Raw genomic sequence first — 22,009 nt, 5'->3', positions numbered from 1 at the left:
TTAACTGCGCGACCAGGCGCGCGCGATGGCGCGACCCAGGATCACGCCGGCGACGTGACGTTTGAATGCGACAGGGCCGCGATTGTCTTCATTGGGGTCGATATCGTCCAGCATTGCAGCGACGGCAGCTTTGACCGCTTCGGCGTCGCAGGCAGTGCCAACCAGTGCGGCGCCAGCGCTTTCCGAAAATACCGGCACATCGCTCAGGTTGGTCATGGCGATGGAGGCCGACGACACCTGATCACCGCTCTTGGTCAAAAGCGCGGCAGCGGCGGCAGTCGCATAGTCGCCAATCTTGCGCTTCTGCTTTTCGTAGGCATAGCCCGCGTCGGTGGCGGCAAAGCTGACGCGCGTCAGAATCTCATCATCCTCCCGTGCGGTCATATACGCAGCTTCGTAAAACTCGCGCGCCGCCACATCGCGGCTGCCATATGGCCCGACAAGGGTGAAACTGGCATCCAGACACTGCATCAGCCCGGGCAGGTCATTACCCGGATCACCATTGGCGATATTGCCGCCAACGGTGCCCATGTAACGCACCTGTGGGTCGGCGATCTGCAGCGCGGCCTCGTGCAGGATCGGAGCGGCCTTTGCGATGTCCGCGCTGGCGATCAGTTCGGCCTGCGTGGTCATGGCACCGATATCGACATTGCCATCCTGCACGCTGATCCCGCGCAGATCGGCCACATCCTGCAGATCAACCAGATGCGGAATGTCGGCCATGCGCAGCTTCATCATCGGGATCAGGCTATGGCCGCCCGCCAGCACACGCGCGTCATCGCCATGGTCCTGCAGGATGGCAAGTGCCGCACTGATGCTGTCTGGCCGGTGATATTCGAATGCCGCCGGTATCATTGAAATCCTCCCTGTCTGTGCGGGCCGTCAGAGCAGCCGCCTTGCACGAGATCGAGCAGGAGCGGCAGCCGCTTGGCCAGCGCCGCATCCTGAGCGGAGCGCGCTTTTGCATGAAATGCGCGATGCCTGCACGAAATGCGTACGCAGATGCAGCACATTCTTTCGCAACTGCAGCGTTACATATTCAGCTTTTCGCGCACTTCGGCCAATCGCGAACGGGCAACCGGCACCTTGCCAAGCGACGGCGTGTTTTCAAAATAGCAGACGCCATTGTCTTTCTTGCGCTCAAAGCTGGTCACATGAGAGGCATTCAAAAGATAGCTGCGATGCGCGCGCACAAAAGCCTCATCCGCGATCCGGTTTTCGGCCTCTGTGATCGACCACGGGCAGAACAGTTTGTCATCTCCGGCGTACAGAACAGTGTAATGGCCCTCGGCCCGGATTGCCGCCACAGAACTGGTGTCTATGAAATGGGTCTTTGCGTTCGCCTCATAAGGGATGCGCTGTATGTCGGAACTCACCGGTCCCGGAACGGTCGGTTCTATTTCGGCTGCTTGTTCCACGGCGAAGGTCGCGCCGGTCAGCAAGAAGGCTCCCGACAGAACGAAGACCGACAGCGCCACCCCAAATGCCAGCAATTCATTGCTAAGCGCGGGGCCGGTCGGCGTTGGACCTGAGACAAGAACAAATCCGGTGCCCGCCATGGCGATGAAGTGAACGGCGAACACGGCCACAGCAAAACCAAGCGTTCCAAGCAGAATGTTCTTGGCCCGTCGTTCCCCATAGGAAATCAGAAAGGACATCACGCTGAGACCAATGGACGCCGCCAAGGCCACGATGATGCCGAAAGCCGAATAGACCGGCTGGCAAATCTGCATCCCCGACATGCCGGTGTAATGCATGGCCGGAATGCCAATGCCCAGGATCACACCGGCCAGAATGCGTTTGCGCAAGGTCCGCTGCCCGAAATGCACCACCAATAGGGCGGCGCCTGTCATCAGAATGGCGATCAATGCCGAGATCAGGGTGATCAGTGGGTCATAGAAAAACATCACCGGCAATTGCAGGCCCAGCATTGCAACAAAATGCATAGACCAGATGCCCCAGCCCAGAATGATGGCCGAGCCGGTGACGACAACCTTGCGCATCGTGGGTGCCATGCGTGACGCGCCGCGTGTCAGCGATAAACCAGCAAAGCCCGCCATCAGTGCAATGGCCAAAGAAGCGATGACAAACAGGCCGTTATGCGTGTAGTCCAGCAAGATCCCCTCGACACGTGGTGGCTTGGCATCCTCCCGACCCGCCACTCAGTCTCCGACAGTAGTCAGCAAGGCGGGTGACGCCAAGTTGTATCTTGGCAAGGGCCGATTTGGGTCAATCGGGCGCAGGCAGAATTCCGCACCATTTTTCGGTTGGGCGAAATCAAACGTTTCAAACCTCTGGAATCTGGCAAGTTCCCGCCTTACGTATGCGTCGTTGTTACGTCTGCGGTGCATATTTTTTGGCACCTCAACCAATAAGGAATACCAAGATGGCGAAGGATAGTGCGCCAGACCTGACCGGCCAGCTCAGATTTGAGAGTGATAAGGGCGCCGGTGCTTCAAAATGGATCGCGATATTTCTGGGGCTGGCCCTGATCGGCTGGATGGGCAGCGGATATATCATCCCGACAGAAACAGCCGATGAGGTGACCGAGGAGCCAACCGTGCGCCCCGTGGCAGTGGCGGTGATCGACTCTGCCGCCCGGGACATTGAACTGGTGCTGACAGCCGAGGGTCAATCGACGCCGGACCGGTCAACAGGCATTCAAGCCAAGGCATCGGGGCAGATGACCTCTGTTCTGGTGGCGCGGGGTGATCTGGTCGCCGCCGGACAGGAACTGGGGCGCATTGATTCCCGGACAATCGAGGCACAATTGGCCCAGGCGCAAGCCCAGCTTGTGCAGGCGACCGAGGATTATGACCGCGCCGTCACCCTGCAGGGACGTGGCATCGCCACCGAAAACCAGGTGACACAAACACGCGCGGCCAAAGTCGCCGCCGAAGCTGCTGTCACCGCAGCGCAAGAGCAATTGGATAACACGATCATTCGGGCACCGTTCGCCGGTCGCCTGAATGAAATGACGCTGGACGTTGGCGAATTCGTCAATGATGGCGATGTCGTCGCCGAAGTGCTGGACAATGACCCGCTGACGGTTGTGGTGCAGGTGCCGCAGCAAGCCCTTTCGCGGCTGGAAAAGGGGCAAGAGGCGCAGGTATCGTTCATCACCGGCGAGACCCGCACCGGGACCGTGGGTTTCATCGGCAGTAACGCCGACAGCCAGACCCGGACATTCCGGGTCGAAGTTACTGTGGATAACCCCGACAGCCAGATGCCAGCGGGTCTCAGCGCCCGGATTGTCATTCCGACCGGGCAGGCAAGGGGCCATTTCATCTCTCCCGCTATTTTGTCACTCAGCCCGACCGGTGAGTTGGGTATCAAGACCGTATTGCCTGATGACACTGTCGCTTTCCGCCCCATCATGATTGTTCGGGCCCAGCCTGACGGGATCTGGGTGACCGGTCTGGAAGACGAGACGCGGATCATCACCGTCGGCCAGGGGTTTGTGAATGCCGGGGATGTTGTCGATCCCCGCCCGGCCGCCCAACAAGCCGTCGCGGTGACCCAATGAAGGCCCTGATTGATGCCGCCTTCAGCCGCAGCAAGGTGGCCCAGCTTTTGCTGGTCTTCCTGTTGGCGCTCGGGGCGTTTTCCTATGTGGCGATCCCCAAGGAAAGTAACCCGGAAATCCCGATCCCGATCATCTATGTCTCAACCAGCCTTGACGGGATTTCGCCACAGGACTCCGAGGATGTGCTGGTCAGGCCGATGGAGACCGAGTTTGCGTCATTAACCGGGCTGAAATCCATGACAGGGCGCGCCAGTGAAGGCCACGCATCTGTTCAGCTTGAATTCGAACCCGGGTTCGACGCCGATGCGGCACTCGACAAGGTGCGAGAGGCATCTGATCGCGCCGAAAACGATCTGCCTCAGGACGCACAACTGACCGTGACAGAGATCAATACAGCGTTGTTCCCGATCCTAAATGTCATCCTGTCCGGCCCGGTGCCCGAACGAACCCTTAACTCGCTCGCCGATGCACTCAAAGACGACATTGAGGCGGTTGGCGGTGTTTTGGAGGTCGAGATTGGCGGCCAGCGCACGGAACTGATGGAGGTCCTGATCGACCCCACAGTGTTCGAAACTTACAATATCACCTTCGATGAAATTATCGGTTCGATCACCCGCAACAACCAACTGATCGCCGCCGGAGCCATCGAAAGCGAAGCGGGGCGTCTGGTGCTGAAGGTGCCAGGTCTGATCGAAAACCTTGAAGATGTGATGGAACTGCCGGTGCTGGTGCGCGGGCAGACGGTTGTCACATTTGCAGACGTGGCCACGATCCGGCGTACGTTTGAGGATCCGACGGGCTTTGCCCGGATCGACGGACAGCCAGCGCTGGCTTTGGAGGTCAAGAAACGGGTCGGGGCGAACATCATCGAAACTGTCGCCGAAGTGCGCGAGGTGATTGATCTTGCCCGCGTGGACTGGCCCGACAGCGTGCATGTTAGTTTCACGCTGGACGAAAGCGAACAGGTCAAAACGATGCTGTCCGACCTGGAGGCGAACGTGATCGCCGCCATCATTTTGGTGATGATCGTTGTAGTCTACGCACTTGGCCTGCGGTCATCGCTGCTGGTCGGTCTGGCGATTCCCGGGGCATTCCTGACCGGCGTGGCTGGCCTTTATTTCATGGGCTTCACGATGAATATCGTGGTTCTGTTCTCGCTCATCCTTGTGGTGGGGATGCTGGTTGACGGGGCCATTGTGACGGTCGAATTGGCCGACCGGTATCTGCATGACGGCCACGATGCGAAAGAGGCCTATGCCATGGCGGCCAAGCGCATGGCCTGGCCGATCATCGCCTCGACCGCGACGACGCTTTGTGTGTTTTTTCCCCTGCTCTTCTGGGAAGGCGTGGTGGGCGAATTCATGAAATTCCTGCCGATCACCGTGATTATCACACTTGCCGCATCGCTGTTCATGGCACTGATCTTCATCCCCGTCATGGGCGGCCTGATCGGTAAACGCCAACGCCAGTCAGCGAAGTCCAAGGCCCAGCTTTACGCAGCCGAACGGGGCGACCCTCGCCGCATGACCGGTTTCATGGGTGGCTATATCCGGTTGCTCGAATGGTCGATCCTGCGACCCGGTATCACGCTAAGTTTTGCAGTGATCGCGCTTGTCGGGTCCTTTGTGGCCTATGGCAGCCTGGGAAACGGCCTGACCTTTTTTCCGGACGTGGAACCTGAATACGCGCAAGTCGAAGTCCTGGCGAAAGACAATTTCTCGGTCTACGAACAGGATGATCTTGTCCGACAGGTCGAGGCGAAACTGGCCGGATATTCCGAGATTGCCAGCATCTATGCACGCTCTGGCGGGTCTGCTGAAAGTGGCGACGCCATTGGTTTTCTGCAACTGGAACTGACCGAGTGGGATACCCGCAGGCCCGTCGCCCTGATCGCCGAGGATATTCGCGCCGATATGGCCGAGATTCCGGGCATCGATGTTCAGGTTCAGACTGACTCCGGCGGCCCCGGCGGTGGCAAACCCATCAATCTTGAAGTGTTGGCAAAGAATACTGAAGAACAGGCAGCCGCCGTCCAGACGATCATCGACACGATGGATCGGCTTGGCGGTTTCATAGACGTGATCGAAAGCCGCCCCTCCCCCGGCGTCGAATGGCAGATTACCGTTGACCGGTCTGAAGCCGCGCGCAGTGGGGCCGATGTGGCCCTGCTGGGACAGGCCGTGCAACTGCTGACCCGCGGGATCACCGTGGCCGATTATCGCCCCGATGACAGTGACAGCGAGGTTGATATCGTCGTGCGTTTCCCCGCGGTCGACCGGACACTGGCAGAACTGGAAAGCCTGCGTGTTCCGACCAATGCCGGGCTAGTGCCCATTTCGAACTTTGTGTCCTTTGAACCGGCCCCGCGCAGCGGTGTCATCACGCGGATCGATCAGGCTCGGGTTGTGTCGATCTCGGCCGATGTGGCCCCGGATATGCTGCCCAACGACCAGATCCTCGCCCTGCAGTCAGCCATTGACGATCTGGACCTGCCGCCCAGCGTGCGGGTGAAATTCGGCGGCGAGGCCGAAGAACAGGCCGAGGCGATGACATTCCTGATCGGGGCCTTTGTGTCCGCCATCGGTCTAATGTTCCTGATCCTGCTGACACAGTTTAACAGCTTCTGGCAGGCCTTCGTTGTGATGTCGGCGATCATCTTTTCCATCGCGGGTGTGCTTTTGGGTCTGATGATCACAGGCCGCCCCTTTGGCGTTGTCATGGGCGGGATCGGGGTCATCGCCCTGGCCGGGATCGTGGTGAACAACAACATCGTGCTGATCGACACCTACAACAACCTCAAACATGCGGGCCTGTCCCCGCTGGAGGCCGCGTTGCGCACCGGCGCCCAACGTTTGCGTCCCGTCGTTCTGACGTCGGTAACAACCGCGCTCGGGCTGATGCCCATGGTGATCGGTCTGAACATCAACTTCTTCACGCGCGAAATCGTCTATGGCGCACCATCCACCCAATGGTGGACTGAACTGTCCAGCGCTATCGCTGGTGGTCTGGTCTTTGCCACGGTGCTGACCTTGCTGGTCACGCCCGCCATGCTGATGCTGGGCGAAAAACGTGCAAAACGCGCGGTCGGCACTGGCATTGCCGTGCCCGCCGAATAGCCTCAGGCCCGCAGACCCAGAATTTCGCGGGCCTGCGCGGGTGTGGCGACAGGCCGGTCGTAACGTGCACAAATCTCTGCTGCGCGGGCGACAAGTGCTGCATTGGACGGGGCAAGCGTATGCTTGTCCCAGCGCACATTGTCTTCCAGCCCGGTGCGGGTATGCCCGCCCGCCGCGATGGACCATTCATTGACCATGACCTGCCCGGCACCCACCCCTGCCGCACACCATTGCGCATCGGGGGCCAGCCGGTTCACCGTCTTGACGTAATAATCAAACACATCCTTGTCGACCGGCATGGCGTTCTTCACACCCATCACGAACTGCACATAAAGCTGGCCGGGAATACGCCCGTCCCGGTTCATCGCCACGGCCTGATGGATGTGGGACAGATCAAACGCCTCGATCTCTGGCTTGACCTGATATTTGCGCATCTCAGACGCCAGCCAATCCACTAGATCAGGCGGGTTTTCATAAACGCGCGTCGGAAAATTGTTCGACCCCACCGACAGCGACGCCATATCCGGACGCAAGGGCAGCATCCCGCCCCGTTCCTTGCCCGCCCCGGACCGGCCCCCGGTGGACAGCTGAACGATCATGCCCGGGCAATGTTTCTGCACACCTTCCATCAGTGCTGCAAATTTATCGGGGTCCGATGACGGGGTCTGATCGTCGTTACGCACATGGGCATGGCAGATCGCGGCCCCGGCCTCGAAGGCGGCATGGGTGGATTCCACCTGCTCTGCTATCGTGACCGGCACCGCCGGATTATCCTCTTTCCGCGGGACAGATCCGGTGATGGCCACACAGATGATACAAGGTTTGGTCATGGTCAGGCCTTCAAAGGGTCAGGGCGGCCTCAACCGCGCTGGACAGTTTTTGCACCAGCTCGTCAATCTGGACATCTTCGATGATGAATGGCGGGGCCAGCAGCACATGATCACCGGATTGCCCGTCAATTGTCCCGCTCATCGGGTAACAGATCATCCCGGCCTCAAACGCCGCCTTCTTGATCCTGGCGGCAATCTTGCGCGACGGGTCGAACGGCGCCTTGGTCTCGCGATCCGCAACCAGCTCGACCCCCTGAAACAGGCCCCTGCCCCGGATATCGCCCACATGGGGGTGCTGACCAAACGCGGCCTGCAATGCCGCCATCAGTTTCTCGCCTTGGGTCTTTACACGCGGGATCAGATCACGCTCCAGCATCGCGTTCACAACGGCCACACCTGCCGCCGCAGCGGTCGGATGGCCCAGATAGGTATGCCCATGTTGGAAAAATCCGCTGCCGTCTTCAATCGTCTGGTAAATCTGGCGACTGCACAGCATCGCCCCGATCGGCTGATACCCCGCACCCAACCCTTTGGCGATACACAGGATATCAGGCGCAACCCCATCCTGTTCACAGGCAAACAAAGTCCCCGTCCGGCCCATCCCGCACATGACTTCATCCAGGATCAGCAGAATACCGTATTGATCGCAAATCTCGCGGATACGCTTGAAATACCCCGGCGCGGGTGTCAGCGCCCCGGCCGTCGCACCAACAACCGGCTCGGCAGCAAAGGCCATCACGTTTTCCGGCCCGACGCGCAGCAATTCTTCCTCCAGCAGGTTGGCGGCACGCAACCCGTACTCTTCCAGCGTCTCATCATCACGCTTCAGGCGGTATGCATAGCAAGGATCAATATGGCTCATGTCGATCAGCAACGGACCAAACTGCGCGCGCCGCCATGCATTGCCCCCTGCCGACAGCGCGCCCATCGTATTGCCGTGATAGCTTTGCTTGCGGGCGATCAGGCGGCCGCGCTGCGGCTCCCCCTTTTCGACAAAATACTGCCGGGCGAGTTTCAGCGCCGCTTCCATCGCCTCTGACCCGCCCGACACCAGATAAACCCGGTCCAGATCACCCGGCGCATGGGCGATCAGCAGATCGGCCAGTGTTTCGGCAGGTTCCGACGTGAAGAATCCGGTATGAGCATAGGCCAGATTGTCCAACTGCGCCTTGACCGCATCAATGATCGTGCGGTCACCGTGGCCAAGGCATGACACAGCCGCACCACCGGACGCATCCAGATACTGCTTGCCGCTTGCATCATACAGATAACAGCCTTCGCCGCGCACCGCGACAGGCGGCAACTGCTTGGTATGTCTTGGAAAAATATGCGACATCCGCACCTCCTCAGGCAGCACCGGGGATCTGCACCCGCCGCCCGCCTTCCTGAAAATCATCCAGCCCCAGCGCCCAGACGGTACCCGGCCAGCGGACCTCCATCTGTTGCAGGCGCGGGCGATAGACCGCCGTATAAAGTGTGCCGAACCCCGCATCGAACGCCGTCGAATAAAGCGGCGGACGCAGGAAAGCACCAATGAACTTTTCCTCGGGATCGCGGTGCAGGGTCAGGCGCTGCAACAAGAACCGTTCGCGTTCGACAGTGGCGGTAAACCGGGCATGGCTGATCCATTCCACGTTTTCCTGATGGTTTGTCGCCACGGCGGCATGCGTAATCACCGCGGGGCGGTCTGGGGCCATCATCGCTGTCAGATACTTGCGCTTGGCATCCAGCACGGTGACGTTATAGCTCATATGCGTGGGCACCCGCGCCAGCACCTCGCCCGCTTCTTCTGTCGTCTCGCAGGTCTGCAGGACATAGCGGATAATCAGAGGCACACCAAAACCATCGCCAACCACACGCCGGCCGCCAAAGGTCAGCGATATCGCCAACCCCGCATCGTTCATGCCATCGACCAGCCCCCACAGCCCGTCAGACGTGCCCATGACACGCCTGCCCTGCCATTTCGTGCGCAGGATCAGACTGTCGAATGCGTTCGGATTGTAGTCATAATTGCGGACCAAGACCGGCTCTTCCCCCGGCCAGATCGCCTGACTGCAGCCTGTCAGATAAGGCGGCGGACAATAAAAGCTCAGGAACCGCGCCGCCTGATCACCGCCACCCGCCAGATCGCACAACTCTTCATACAGCGGCATAATCTCTGGCATATGCTGGGTCAGCGCGCGTCTGCTTTCCAGATAGCTCGCGCGCGCCGCGTCGCCCTCTTTCAGCCACCAGCGTTTGTAATCCGGCCAGTATTCGGCGAAAAGCCCGGCCCATTTCGGGCCGGGCAAATCTTCGCTGAGGGCGCGCCAAAGCATAGGTTTTCCTTACATGATCTTGAACGCAGGATCAGCCAGGGCCGGGCCCGCATTGGCCACCGGCAGCGGCTTACCCGACACCGATTGTTTGATGCCGTGGATCCACTTTTTCGCCCGCTCATTCAACTGGAAACTCTTGGTCATCGACCGGCCACGGGTCACCAGAATACCGATATCGGCGCCTTCATACCGGTAATCACCCGGCTGCAGGATCCGCAGGAAAAACGCCTCGTTCTCGCTTTCTACAGCGCGGCGGTGATAATCGAACCGGTCAAAGACCACGCGCCCGTCCTCCAGCATCTTGTAGATACCGGTTTCCGGCGCTTCGGTGCAGATATCCACGCTGTCTTCGGTATGCTTGATCACCATCTGGGACCAGCTGTCGATCATGTCAGGGTCGGCCCAGCGGCTATTCAACTCATCCACATCCAAATCGAATTTCTTTTTCGAGAATTCCAGCAGATGGAACAGGAACAGCGGGGCATCGGCATGGGCAAAGGCCGCGTGATTGGTCATCGACGACGCACCGGTAATGCGCGGGTTCAATTCACCCAGCCACAGATCGCCGGTCTTCTTGTCGATCAGGAAATCCAGCTCGAAATACCCGCGATACCCTTCCTTACGTAACTGCTCCCCGAACTTGAACGTCAGATCGCGGGCCTTTTCACGGACCTTTGGGGGGAATGCGGTCGACAGGATTTCATTACCGCACCAGCCGCCGCGATAGGGGGTCAGTTCCTTGAACCCCACCAGTTCGGTCATCAGCGGACCAACGATGGTGCCTTCCTTGGTGGCACAGGCCTCAATCGCGGAACCGCGGCAATCGATCCGCTTCATGATCTTGATCTCGCCTTCGCCGACGATCTCGTGCTCATGACGCCGGAAATCGGCCTCTGACTTGATAAAGAACGTGGTGTGGCCGCTGTCGCCAAAGGCGGATTGCAGCACAAGGTCATTGCCCAGCTTGGCCTCTTTGCAGATCTCCTGCAGATGGGCGTAGTCCTTGACCTCTGACAGCGTGTTGGGGACAGAGGGCACACCGGCCTTGTTCCCGATCCGCACCGTTTCGATCTTGTTGTCCATCGACGTGCGCAGCTTGGCCTTCGGAAACCAGACATCGGCGCCCAGTTCCTTTGACAACCGTTCCGTTTCCTCATCGAACATCAGGAACACGAACTTCGGCTTGCCGCCGCGGCGCTTGATGAAATCAATCACCTCTTTGTGCTGCAGCAGATAGTTGTTGATATCCTCGATCGACTGGAACTCCGCGTGTGGCTGTTCGGACGGGCAGAACACGTTCGGATGCTTGCCGCCATAACAGTCGATATAGCAGATATATTTGAAATTCTTGACCCATTCATCGAGGCCCAGAAGGTTGAAATTCGTCGCCGAAATGAAATAGATCGGGTCCTCATTGCGGTGAAAGAACCGCCGGATTTCTGAGATGTTCTTGAGCATGGTTGCCATGGTCTTGTCCTTTTCTTACTCGGCGGCTGTTTGGATAGCTTTGGGTTTTGGCAGGGCGGCCAGCGCTTCGGCCGTGAAGACGCGCAAACCCAGATCGGCGCGGTACCCGTGGATCTCGTTGACATCTAGCGCGCGCATGAATGACAGGATTTCCTGGCTGATCACCTGACCCGGCACGAGAATGGGAAAACCCGGCGGGTAGGGGATGATGAAGCTGGCCGATACGACCTCCTGCCCGGCATCCATCGCCTCCTTCAGCGATCCATTCAGTTCCAGATAGTCGCAGTTCGCCTCATCATAGCTGAGATAATAGGCGGTCCGAATGTCCCCTTCCGGTGTGAGGTCATCAGGACGGAACGCATCGTGGAACCGGCTGAAATCGGGCAGCGGCGGATAGTTTTCCGTCAGGTTCTTCACCCGGCGATCAAATGACAGACGCTCCATCTTGGATGCATCATCAAGCAGATCATCCAGTTCATTGGCAATTTCGACCAGCACCTCGATTAGATAGGCCACAGACGACCGTGTGGTCCCGATATTGGTCATGAACAGAACAGTATTGCGGGATGTCTTGTTGATCTGGATGCCGTATTTATCCATCAACACATCATTCTTGAATGTATCGCCGTCCCAACCTGTCCCGCCAACGGCAAGGGTAACACGGGTGGCATCCAGCACGAAATCGTCCTGTTCCCAGCAATCCCACATATCGGTCCAGCCCTGATCGACGTCGAAATAGCTTTTGACGCCGCTTTGCCGGTATGCCTCGGGGATCATGTCGCCGGCGGTCAGCACGCGGAAATACTTCTGCAGCAAGGGATGACTGGTGATCGCCTTGCGCATGGCCATCGCCGCCTCGATCTGGCGCTGGACAAATTCGAACCCTTCCAGTTCGACCTGTCGTCGGCCCACATCCAGCGACGCGATGATCTGATAATTGGGCGAGGTCGAGGTATGGGTCATATACGCCTCGTGAAACGACTGTTCGACTTCACCTTTGAAGTCCTGATCATTCACATGGATCATTGAGCCCTGCCGCAACGAGGTCAGCGTCTTGTGGGTCGATTGGGTCGCGTAGACCCTGATCCGCGCATCCGGGGGTGCGATCAGGCGAGTGTCGATCAGTTCCTCATCGGACGCATCGTCCAGATCGGCCTGTTGTTCATCATAGGCGCGCTGATGCGCCTCGGTTCGCAGCCGCTTGCGCAGGTTGTTGGCGGTGCGCATCGCCGTCCGCTGGCGATAGGTCGGACTGAATCGGGCAAAGGCGAACCACGCCTCGTCCCACAGGAAAATCAGGTCTTTCTTGATTGCCAGGCATTCTTCCATCACCCGTTCAACGTTGTAAACCAGCCCGTCAAAGGTGCAGTTGGTCAAAAGCAGCATCCGCACGCGGTCCAGCTTGCCCGCAGCCTTCAGAGCCAGTAGCTGATGTTTGATTTCCTTCAGCGGGACAGCACCATACATCGAATATTCATTCAGCGGATAGCTATCGAGATAGACCACCTCGGCCCCGGCCAGAACCATGCCGTAATGGTGTGATTTGTGGCAATCGCGGTCCACTAGCACGATATCGCCGGGCCGGACCAGTGCCTGCACCACGATTTTGTTACAGGTCGATGTACCGTTAGTTGCAAAGAAGGTCTGTTTGGATCCAAAGGCCCGACTGGCCAGTTCCTGCGCCTCCTTGATTGGCCCGTGCGGTTCCAGCAGACTGTCCAGTCCACCAGACGTTGCCGATGTTTCCGCTAGAAAGATGTTTGGCCCATAAAATGCGCCCATATCCTGGATCCAATGCGACCGGGTGATCGACTTACCCCGGCTGATTGGCATCGCATGGAAAACACCGGTTGGCTGCTTGGAGTAATTGACCAACGCGGTGAAGAACGGCGTCTTATGACGCGCTGCCACCCCGCGCAGGATATTCAGGTGCAACTCCATGAAGTCTTCCTGATTATAAAAAACGCGCCTGCAAATCCCAAGATCAAGCCCCGCGATATCCTCGACCGACCGTTCCGTCACCAGATAAGCATCCAACTCGGGGCGCACGCGCGCGATCAGACGGCAGAGCTCGGGTCCGTAATCCTCTGGCAGCATCGCCTCGATCGCTTCGGAGTCGCTGGCGTTGCTGACATATTTGCTCAGAATTTCGTTCGCGTTTTTCGATTTCAGAACCAGCCCGGGGCGAACCACAATGGCCTGAATATTGTGGTTGAACAAAACCGCGATCAAAGCATCTTCAAGGCTGGGCACAACCACAGCCTCGTAATTGTATGGATCCTCGGGGCGGCGCATCCGCGACACGTTGCTTTTCAGCCAGCGTTCCTGATGGTCGTTCACGTTGTCGACGATCAACACCTCGAAATAGGGTCGTGTCATTGCGCGCGCTTCAGGCGACAGCATCGCCTCATCGTTGTGTTCTTCGTCATCGGTGCTGTCGCGGTCCAGCGGGATGGTCCGCCTGCGATAGGCCCCGGTCGTCAGGGCGCGAGTCACGCGGTTGGTGGTAAAGGACAGATCCTCGAAATTGCCATGTTCGAACTGGCGGCGCATGTGGTCAAAGGCCGCCATGCCCGGAAAGGCCCAATAGGGTTCGATCAGCGCAAGCGATTCAAAAAGGTCTGCGATACGTATCTTTAACGCCGCCGCCTTCTTGCCGTTCGGCTCGCGACAGATGGATGTCGTCGCCTCGCGCAACGCGCTCCATCTGTCTGCCCGCAATTGTGTCGCGGAATAGTATTCGCTGACGGAATCCATCGGTCGTTCTCCCATTTGGGGCGACGACGCTGGGATGGATACGCGGCGTGGCAAGCCGCGTGTCAGCCTGCGTCAGCCACCTGATGTCTTGCCCACAAAGGGCGAAATTCCATAGCCCAGCTTCGGCTGGCGGTCCTGTGCCTCAGCCTCCGCATCCGCTGGTACATCGACATGCAGCCCGGCCCGCGACCCCTGCTGGGGTATCTCGAGCGGCCCGAGTGTCTGCAGATAGGCATCAGTGCCACTGCTGCGATCATAAACCGAAAAATCGGCAGAGCGGTCGCGAAAGCTTTTCAGAACCTGACCCAGGCCCTTCATTCCCGTTTCGCGCTGACGGCGGACCATGGACAGATCAACCTCAATCGGGAACATGTCCTCCTGCCCCGCCGACTGGTGCAGCACCAGCGATGTCGGATCAACCACAAGCGATTTGCCCACGCCACCGGCCCCCAGCCCATTCACATCAATCACATAGCACTGGAACTGCGCCGCAGTCGCACGTGCTATGGCCAACTCGGCATCACGGTCGGTGGTTCCCGTCAGAACCGGATGCAACAGCACCTCGACCCCCTGGCTGGTCAATTGGCGGGTCGTTTCCGGAAACCACATGTCATAGCAGATCGACAGACCAAACCGGCCCACATCCGGCACGTCGAAGACGCAGAATTCGGTGCCCGCGGCGATGCCGGCCTCATAAGGCAGGAACGGGAACATCTTGGCATAACGGCGAACGACATTGCCATCGGGGTCGATCACAAGTGACGTGTTGTAAACACGACCATCTTCGGGATGTGTCAGAAACATCGACCCGGGGATCAGCCAGATCTTGTGCCGCCTTGCTGCATCGCAAAACCGGTCAATCACTTCGTTCTCGGGTGGCAGCTTGTACTTTTCCAAGGGACCAAACGGGGCGAGTTCACTGAACAGCACCATCTGGGTCCATGGAAACCGCATCATCAGCACGTCAAGCCGATGCAGCATGCCATCAACATTGGGTTGCAGGGCGTTGACGTACATCTGCACGCCAGCAATCGCGAAAGGGGTCATGTCTCAAATTCTCCGTGAAGGCGAAGACGGGCCACACTGGCCATCAGAATCTTCGCGTCACGCACCCTTTACGCCCTTACCACCAAAACGGAAACAGGTGACCTTCGGACAACACGGTCCGCATTCGATCCGACAAGGAATTCGCGGACCCGATCCGGTTTATGCGAGGCCATGACCACAAGGTCGCATTCAACCTCACCGATGGTTTTCAGAATCTTCTTGTGGATCTTGCCAAAGGCCAGATGCTGTTTGACCTGCACGTCCTCTGGTATCTCCTTTTCCACCAGATCATTCAGTGCTTTGTTGGCGGCAGCCACGGCCTTTTCCTCAAAATCGTCGGGAAAGAACCCTTCGACCAAGGGCGTGCCCATATCAGGTACCACGGACATGATATGCAGCGTTCCGCTTGATGCGCGCACAAGCTCCACCGCCTGCGGCAGCGCCTTTTTCCAGGATGCAGGGTGGTTCAGATCGACGGTCAGCAAAACAGTATTGAACATGGTCCGTCCTTTCTATGCCGCAGCAGGTTTGCGGGCCGCGTTGGCACTGCGCCCGCGTTGCAGAAACACGATGAGTGCCAGCACCAACAGTGCGGGCAGGAACATCAGGTACTTGGTGGGCTGATCCACCGGGCGCAGCACACGTAGCACCTCTTGATCCCAATCCAGCCCGGCATCGGCTGCGGCACTGCCAAAGCTCACATCGTCGATGAACAGCGTCTCACCTTCGTTGCGGAAAAGAAGGCCAGCGTTTTCCAGCCGTTCGTCACCTGTCGCCCCCTCTTCAATTGGCAGGATCGCCACAAATTCGATGGGATCGCCCAGGTCGTTCATCCCCGCAACCCGCAGCCTGAGGTCTTCACCAACAGGCGTGGCCAAGGCTGCATCGGCGATTTCGACCGGATCAACCTCGTTATAGGGGGGATAGATCATGTCCATCCAGAACCCGGGTCGGAAAAGGGTGAAAGCGATCAAAAGCAGGGCAATGGTTTCGTAGAACCGGTTTTTGGCCATGAACCAACCTTGCGTTGCCGCCGCAAACAGCAGCATCGCTATGGTCGCGACAATGAACACGAATATACCCTGCGCCCACCCAACGCCGATCAACAACAATTCGGTATTGAAGATAAACAGGAACGGCAGGGCCGCCGTCCGCAAGCTGTAGAAAAATGCAACAACACCGGTTTTGATGGGATCGCCCCCAGAAACAGCCGCCGCCGCAAAACTGGCAAGCCCCACCGGCGGCGTCACATCGGCCATGATCCCGAAGTAGAACACGAAGAGGTGCACCGCGATCAGTGGCACAATCAGCCCGTTCTGCTGGCCAAGGGTTACAATCACCGGAGCCAGCAGCGCCGACACCACGATATAGTTCGCCGTTGTCGGCAAGCCCATCCCAAGGATCAGCGACAGGATCGCCGTCAGGAACAGGATCGCCAGAATGTTGCCGCCCGAAAGCACCTCGACCACATCAGCCAAGGCGGACCCCACACCGGTCTGGCTGACCGCGCCGACAATGATACCTGCGGTTGCTGTCGCAATGCCGATCCCGATCATGTTGCGCGCGCCGGTTTCCAGCCCGTCGATCAGGTCTTTCAGACCTTGCACAACAGCACCGCCGAACGCCGTATCACCCCGCATCAGCGCCATCAGTGGGCGCTGGGTGACAAGGATGAACACCATATAGGCCGTTGCCCAGAAAGCCGACAGGCCGGGCGACAAGCGATCCACCATCAGCGCCCAGACCAGCACAACGACCGGCAAGATGAAGTGAAGGCCAGACCGGACAGTCGGTCCCGGCAATGGCAGCGTCGTGACCGGGGCATTCGGATCGTCAAGTTCCAGCGGCTCTTCCTTCGATGCGACGAACAACAGTCCGATATAGACGAGCGTCAGGAAGGCAAAGATGATGTAACCCGCCGTCTCGGGGAAGGCCGGGCGAATCCAGCCCATGCCGTAATAGACGACAAAGGAAATCGCGCAGATCGCGGCGATAGTGAACGCGATGCCGATCAGGCGGCGCACAATCGGCTTGGGCTCATAGGCGCGCGGCAGGCCTTCCATACCGGCCTTCAGCGCTTCCAGATGCACGATATAGACCAGCGCGATGTAGGAAATCACCGCAGGCAAAAAGGCGTGCTTGACCACGTCGAAATAGGGGATGCCCACATATTCGACCATCAAAAAGGCCGCAGCCCCCATCACGGGCGGCATGATCTGTCCGTTGACGGAACTTGCCACCTCGACCGCGCCAGCCTTTTCGGAGTTAAAGCCGACCTTCTTCATGAGCGGGATGGTAAAGGTGCCGGTTGTCACCACGTTGGCGATCGAAGAGCCCGAAATCAGCCCGGTCATTGCGGATGAGACCACAGCCGCCTTTGCGGGACCGCCCTTGAGGTGGCCCATCAGACTGAACGCCACCTGAATGAAATAGTTACCAGCCCCGGCGCGGTCCAACAGCGAGCCGAACAAGACGAACAGGAACACGAAAGAGGTTGAAACACCCAAGGCGATGCCAAACACACCTTCGGTGGTGATCCACTGGTGATTGACGATCTCGGACAGGCTGGCGCCCTTATGGGCGATGATGCTGGGCATATATGGCCCCAGCACCGTGTAGATCAGAAATACGGATGCGACGATCATCAAGGCCGGCCCAAGCGCACGGCGTGTCGCCTCAAGCAGCAGCATCAGGCCGATCACCGCTACCACGAAATCCTGCATGATGGGCGCGCCGACACGGCCCGAGATCTCGCGATAGTAAACAAACAGATAAAGGGCAGCCAACGCCCCCACAACCGCCAACGCCCATTCCCAGATGGGAACGCGATCTTTGGGAGACCCCAGAACGATGGTGGCCACAACGGCCAAGGCAACTATCGGAATCCACCAGGTCGCTGTTTGTTCCTTGGCCCCCGTCATGAACAGGAACGCGAGAATCAACGGGACGGCAACGCCTAGTCCCAACTGAAATTTTGTGCGGGCGGCAGGAAAGGCCGCAAAAGCAAGAAACAGCGCGAAAGCCAGATGGATGGACCGGCTTTCAGTATCATTGAAAACGCCAAAACCAACCATGAATGGGATGGGCGATGCAATCCAAAGCTGGAACAACGACCATGCCAGCGCGGTACATGTCAGAAAGATCCCGACTGCACCTGCTGCCCCGCGTCCGCCAGTGTCAGAGGAAGCAACCAGCGCATCCAGTTCTTCCTGGCTTAATCCGCCGCGCCCGTCTGCAGCATTTTCGACCGCAGCGGCCTGCTGTTGGTTTGGATTGTCAGACATGTCATCCCCCTGCGGCCCAATTCGCGGGCGCGTCGTCAATTGTCCCTGCTATCCGGTGCGCCAGGCAGGGCCCGCCGCACCGTTTGTCCTCACGAAACGTCCAGCTTACATCCAGCCGCGTTCCTTGTAGTAACGCTCTGCGCCGGGGTGCAGCGGAGCAGACAGGCCATCCTGGATCATCTGCTCTTCGGTTAAATTTTCAAACGCAGGGTGAAGACGCTTGAACCGGTCAAAATTGTCGAAAACGGCTTTGACGGTCTGATAGACAACATCGTCATCCACATCGGCAGAGGTCACAAATGTCGCCTTCACACCAAAGGTCTGCACGTCATCAGGCGATCCTTCATACATACCGCCCGGCACCGTGGCAGCGGCATAATAGGGATTGTCAGCGATCAGCTGATCAATCTCGGGGCCGGTGACCGGCACCAGAACCGCATCAACGGTTGATACGGCTTCCTGAATGGACCCGTTGGGATGACCAACAGTGTAGATGATCGCATCGACCTTGTTGTCACCAAGTGCGGCTGCCTGTTCGGCCGGCTTCAGCTCGGATGCCAAGGCGAAATCATCCATCGTCCAGCCAAGCGCATCCATCACGACCTGCATGGTTGCATACTGACCGGAACCGGGGTTACCGATATTGACCCGTTTGCCTTTGAGGTCCTCGAATGTGGTGATCCCGGCGTCGGCACGAGCAATCACCGTAAATGGCTCACCATGAACGGAAAATACGGCGCGCGCGCCTTCGAACTGGTTGTCTTCGAATTCGGATGTGCCGTTATATGCGTGATACTGCCAGTCGGACTGGGCCACGCCCATATCCATGTCACCTGCCATGATCGCATTGATATTGGCGATAGACCCGCCAGTGGACGGGGCCGTGCATTTCAGGTTGTGATCAGCAGTGCCGCGGTTCACAAGCCGGCAGATCGACTGACCCACCACAAAGTAAACTCCGGTCTGGCCACCTGTGCCAATGGTGATGAATTGCTCCTGCGCTGATGATGCGGACCCGGCCATCATGGCCCCCGCAAAGGCAAGGTACTTAAAAACTTTCATGATTTACTCCCAGTTTCATAATCGTGATACGCCCTCGTTGAGCGAGGATCAGTTTCCGGCGTGGGCTCAGGGTGTTTGAACGCCCCTGCCCAACTTGGCGCAAATTACCGGCGTTGTCTTATGATCAACACATCGCCGTAAAAGCGGCTGGCCTTGCATGAGACTGACAAGGCGTTGCGATTCCTGCAACCAAATTCCTTACGCGACGGCAGTATTGTTTAATATTTTGAACAATTCGACGGTGAATCGCGTGAAATCGCACCGAAATCACCGGGCCGGTCGATCTCTGAACGCTTACGGACATGTGGAAAAATGAATGGCCGATCCCAGCGGAAGGTGGATGTTTCAGATGATTAGTCCAGGATCAGATTGCAACATAACGAAAAAGGGCGGGTCGCTGGACCCGCCCTTTCCAAAGGTTTCAAAGGCAATCAGCCTTGCAATTCTGCGACCGCTGCCGCCAGCGCCTCTTCAAAGATCGCGAGGCCTTCGTCGATGATCGCGTCTGATGCCGTCAGCGGCACCATGATCCGCAATGCATTGCCATGCATCCCACAGGCCAACAGGATCAGACCACGCTGCAGCGCATGGGCGACGACTGCCTTGGTCAAAGCCGCATCAGGCGTTGCCGTTTCGAAATCCGTCACGAACTCAACCGCCAGCATCGCGCCAAGGCCGCGAATATCCCACATGCGGTAAGGGGCGACGCGCGCGCCAATCTCGGCAAACCGAGCGCGGAAATGCTCACCCAAGGCTGTCGAGCGGGCCAGCAACCCCTCTTCCTCGATCGCCTCAATCGCGGCCAACGCAGCCGCGCACGCGACCGGGTTGCCACCATATGTGCCACCCAGACCACCGGGGATGACGGCATCCATCAACTCGGCCCGGCCAATCACACCGGCAATCGGATAGCCACCCGCCATAGATTTTGCGACGGTGATCAGATCAGGCACGACACCCGAATGCTCAATAGCAAACCATGTGCCAGTCCGGCCAAAGCCTGCCTGAATTTCGTCAGCGATCAACAGAATGCCATGGGTGTCACAAATCTCGCGCAGGGCCTGCATCATCTCGAACGGCACAGGGGTATACCCCCCCTCGCCCAAAACAGGTTCGATGATAATCGCCGCAACCCGCTCTGGCTGCGCATCGGTCAGAAACAGGTTCTGCAACCCGGTCAGCGCATCCTGCACCGTGATCTCGTCGCGCACGCTGGGGAATGGCGCGCGGTAGATGTCCGACGGGAACGGGCCCACGTCTTTCTTGTAGGGTGAAATCTTGCCTGTCATGCCCAAGGTCAGCAATGTGCGACCGTGATAACCACCGGTAAACGCGATGACGCCCGGACGTCCTGTCGCAGCCCGCGCGATCTTGACGGCGTTTTCGACAGCTTCGGCCCCTGTGGTGACCAAAAGCGATTTTTTGACGTGATCACCGGGGGCCAGCGCGTTCAGCTTTTCAGCCAGCGCCACATAGGGCTCGTAAGGCACCACCTGGAAACTGGTATGGGTATAATGATCCTCTTGCGCCTTTGCGGCGGCAACCACCTTGGGGTGGCGATGACCAGTGTTCAGCACCGCAATCCCGCCAGCAAAGTCGATATACCGCTTGCCTTCGACATCCCAAAGCTCTGAATTCTCTGCGTGATCCGCGAAAATCGGCGCTGCCGAAGCCACGCCGCGTGCCACTGCGGCCTCGCGACGGACGAGCAGATCTGCGTTGGTTTTCGCATCGACCACAACATCCGGCACGACCGAGATGTTGGGCTTGCGTTTCGCGGGAGACTTGCGGGGTTTCTTTTTAACTGTGCTAGTCATGTCTGGGGTATCCTTGCAAAGGGAAATACGGCTCAACAGGTGTTTAAAATTCTCATACTTCGTTTATTTTATCTGTCAATGGGAATTGATCGCGCCAGAACCGTCTGTTCTTTCGGTCCAGTTGGACTGCTTCATTTGCATCATCAAACAGGTTTCGGCATGGACCAGGTTGTACTAGCTTGATCTGACGACATAAAAACAAAACTGGTAAGGGATCGCGGGTGGATATCGGAAAACGACTGCAGGATTTGCGCAAGGCGCACGGTCTGTCCCAGCGGGAACTTGCCGCGCGGGCCGGTCTGACCAACGGTACCGTTTCGTTGATCGAACAGAACAAAACCAGCCCTTCGGTTGCCTCTCTCAAAAGCCTGCTCGACGCGATTCCGATGAGCATTGCCGAGTTCTTTGCCACCATCGAAGAGGCGGAACCGACCAAATACTTCTATACTGTTGATGAGTTCACCGAAATCGCCCCCCAGTCCGGGCAAACAGCGGTGTCACTGCGCCAGCTTGGCAATGCCAGCAGCCATACGCTGCAAATCCTTGACGAAACTTATCCCCCCGATGCCGACACCGGCCCGGAATTGCTGACCCATGCCGGTGAAGAAGCCGGGATCGTGACAGAGGGAGAGATTGAAGTGACCGTTGGTGATCAGGTCCGGGTGCTGCGCGCGGGTGAAGGTTACCTTTTTGACAGCCGCCTGCCCCACCGGTTTCGCAACACCGGCAAGACACCCTGCCGGATCATCAGCGCCTGTACACCGCCGACATTTTGATCAGGACGG

At 58.3% G+C, this 22,009-nt stretch carries 15 protein-coding genes; 3 read left to right on the top strand and 12 right to left on the bottom strand.

Annotation, left to right across the window (positions count from 1 at the left end):
- Together ACFWW4_RS09765 and ACFWW4_RS09760 are read right to left on the bottom strand one after the other, a co-directional pair.
- Positions 1 to 855: an FAD binding domain-containing protein gene (locus ACFWW4_RS09765; protein ID WP_411890669.1), complete on the bottom strand. Its 855-nt coding sequence runs from the start codon at positions 853 to 855 to the stop codon at positions 1 to 3.
- 176 nt (positions 856 to 1,031) lie between these two features.
- On the bottom strand, positions 1,032 to 2,162 hold the full coding sequence (locus ACFWW4_RS09760; RefSeq protein WP_411890668.1) for an MHYT domain-containing protein: 1,131 nt from the start codon (positions 2,160 to 2,162) through the stop codon (positions 1,032 to 1,034).
- Positions 2,163 to 2,386: 224 nt separating this feature from the next.
- Here ACFWW4_RS09760 and ACFWW4_RS09755 point away from each other — a divergent pair, with 224 nt between their 5' ends.
- Both ACFWW4_RS09755 and ACFWW4_RS09750 read left to right on the top strand, forming a co-directional pair.
- Positions 2,387 to 3,526, top strand: a complete 1,140-nt coding sequence (locus ACFWW4_RS09755) for an efflux RND transporter periplasmic adaptor subunit (protein ID WP_411890667.1) — start codon at positions 2,387 to 2,389, stop codon at positions 3,524 to 3,526.
- Positions 3,523 to 6,642: an efflux RND transporter permease subunit gene (locus ACFWW4_RS09750; RefSeq protein ID WP_411890666.1), complete on the top strand. Its 3,120-nt coding sequence runs from the start codon at positions 3,523 to 3,525 to the stop codon at positions 6,640 to 6,642. The genes ACFWW4_RS09755 and ACFWW4_RS09750 overlap by 4 nt, the downstream gene beginning before the upstream one ends.
- 2 nt (positions 6,643 to 6,644) lie before the next feature.
- Here the strand turns inward: ACFWW4_RS09750 and ACFWW4_RS09745 are convergent, their stop codons facing one another.
- The 10 genes from ACFWW4_RS09745 to gabT all read right to left on the bottom strand — a co-directional run bounded on the left by ACFWW4_RS09745 (position 6,645) and on the right by gabT (position 21,224).
- A complete protein-coding gene (locus ACFWW4_RS09745) occupies positions 6,645 to 7,472 on the bottom strand; it encodes a 3-keto-5-aminohexanoate cleavage protein (protein WP_411890665.1) in 828 nt (275 codons plus the stop codon).
- Between the two features lie 10 nt (positions 7,473 to 7,482).
- Positions 7,483 to 8,808, bottom strand: coding sequence for an aspartate aminotransferase family protein (locus ACFWW4_RS09740; protein ID WP_411890664.1), 1,326 nt, complete (start codon positions 8,806 to 8,808; stop codon positions 7,483 to 7,485).
- Positions 8,809 to 8,818: 10 nt separating this feature from the next.
- The gene (locus ACFWW4_RS09735; protein ID WP_411890663.1) at positions 8,819 to 9,790 is read right to left on the bottom strand and encodes a C45 family autoproteolytic acyltransferase/hydolase; all 972 of its coding nucleotides are present in this window, start codon (positions 9,788 to 9,790) and stop codon (positions 8,819 to 8,821) included.
- Positions 9,791 to 9,799: 9 nt separating this feature from the next.
- Positions 9,800 to 11,257 carry a biotin carboxylase gene (locus ACFWW4_RS09730; protein WP_393930718.1) on the bottom strand — a complete coding sequence of 486 codons (1,458 nt, stop codon included), beginning with the start codon at positions 11,255 to 11,257 and terminating at the stop codon, positions 9,800 to 9,802.
- A 15-nt stretch (positions 11,258 to 11,272) separates the two neighbouring features.
- The gene (locus ACFWW4_RS09725) at positions 11,273 to 14,014 is read right to left on the bottom strand and encodes an aminotransferase class I/II-fold pyridoxal phosphate-dependent enzyme (protein WP_411890662.1); all 2,742 of its coding nucleotides are present in this window, start codon (positions 14,012 to 14,014) and stop codon (positions 11,273 to 11,275) included.
- Between the two features lie 72 nt (positions 14,015 to 14,086).
- The gene (locus tag ACFWW4_RS09720; protein ID WP_393930714.1) at positions 14,087 to 15,061 is read right to left on the bottom strand and encodes a carbon-nitrogen hydrolase family protein; all 975 of its coding nucleotides are present in this window, start codon (positions 15,059 to 15,061) and stop codon (positions 14,087 to 14,089) included.
- A gap of 68 nt (positions 15,062 to 15,129) precedes the next feature.
- Complete coding sequence (locus ACFWW4_RS09715) at positions 15,130 to 15,561, bottom strand: universal stress protein (protein WP_393930712.1); 432 nt, start codon at positions 15,559 to 15,561, stop codon at positions 15,130 to 15,132.
- A gap of 12 nt (positions 15,562 to 15,573) precedes the next feature.
- Entirely contained in the window at positions 15,574 to 18,345 is a 2,772-nt protein-coding gene (locus ACFWW4_RS09710) for a TRAP transporter permease (protein ID WP_411890661.1), read from the bottom strand.
- A 105-nt stretch (positions 18,346 to 18,450) separates the two neighbouring features.
- Positions 18,451 to 19,407 (bottom strand): TAXI family TRAP transporter solute-binding subunit, encoded by a 957-nt coding sequence (locus ACFWW4_RS09705; RefSeq protein ID WP_411890660.1) that lies wholly within the window; start codon positions 19,405 to 19,407, stop codon positions 18,451 to 18,453.
- A gap of 431 nt (positions 19,408 to 19,838) precedes the next feature.
- Positions 19,839 to 21,224, bottom strand: a complete 1,386-nt coding sequence (gene gabT / locus ACFWW4_RS09700) for a 4-aminobutyrate--2-oxoglutarate transaminase (protein ID WP_411890659.1) — start codon at positions 21,222 to 21,224, stop codon at positions 19,839 to 19,841.
- A gap of 221 nt (positions 21,225 to 21,445) precedes the next feature.
- Between gabT and ACFWW4_RS09695 the strand changes: the two genes are divergently transcribed.
- On the top strand, positions 21,446 to 22,000 hold the full coding sequence (locus ACFWW4_RS09695; RefSeq protein ID WP_411890658.1) for a cupin domain-containing protein: 555 nt from the start codon (positions 21,446 to 21,448) through the stop codon (positions 21,998 to 22,000).
- Positions 22,001 to 22,009 lie beyond the last annotated feature (9 nt).

It is taken from the genome of Yoonia sp. SDW83-1 (genome assembly GCF_046762885.1).
Lineage (GTDB): Bacteria > Pseudomonadota > Alphaproteobacteria > Rhodobacterales > Rhodobacteraceae > Yoonia.
The sequence above is the reverse complement of the archived record's forward strand: the minus strand, read 5'-3'. Positions and strand labels throughout refer to the sequence as shown.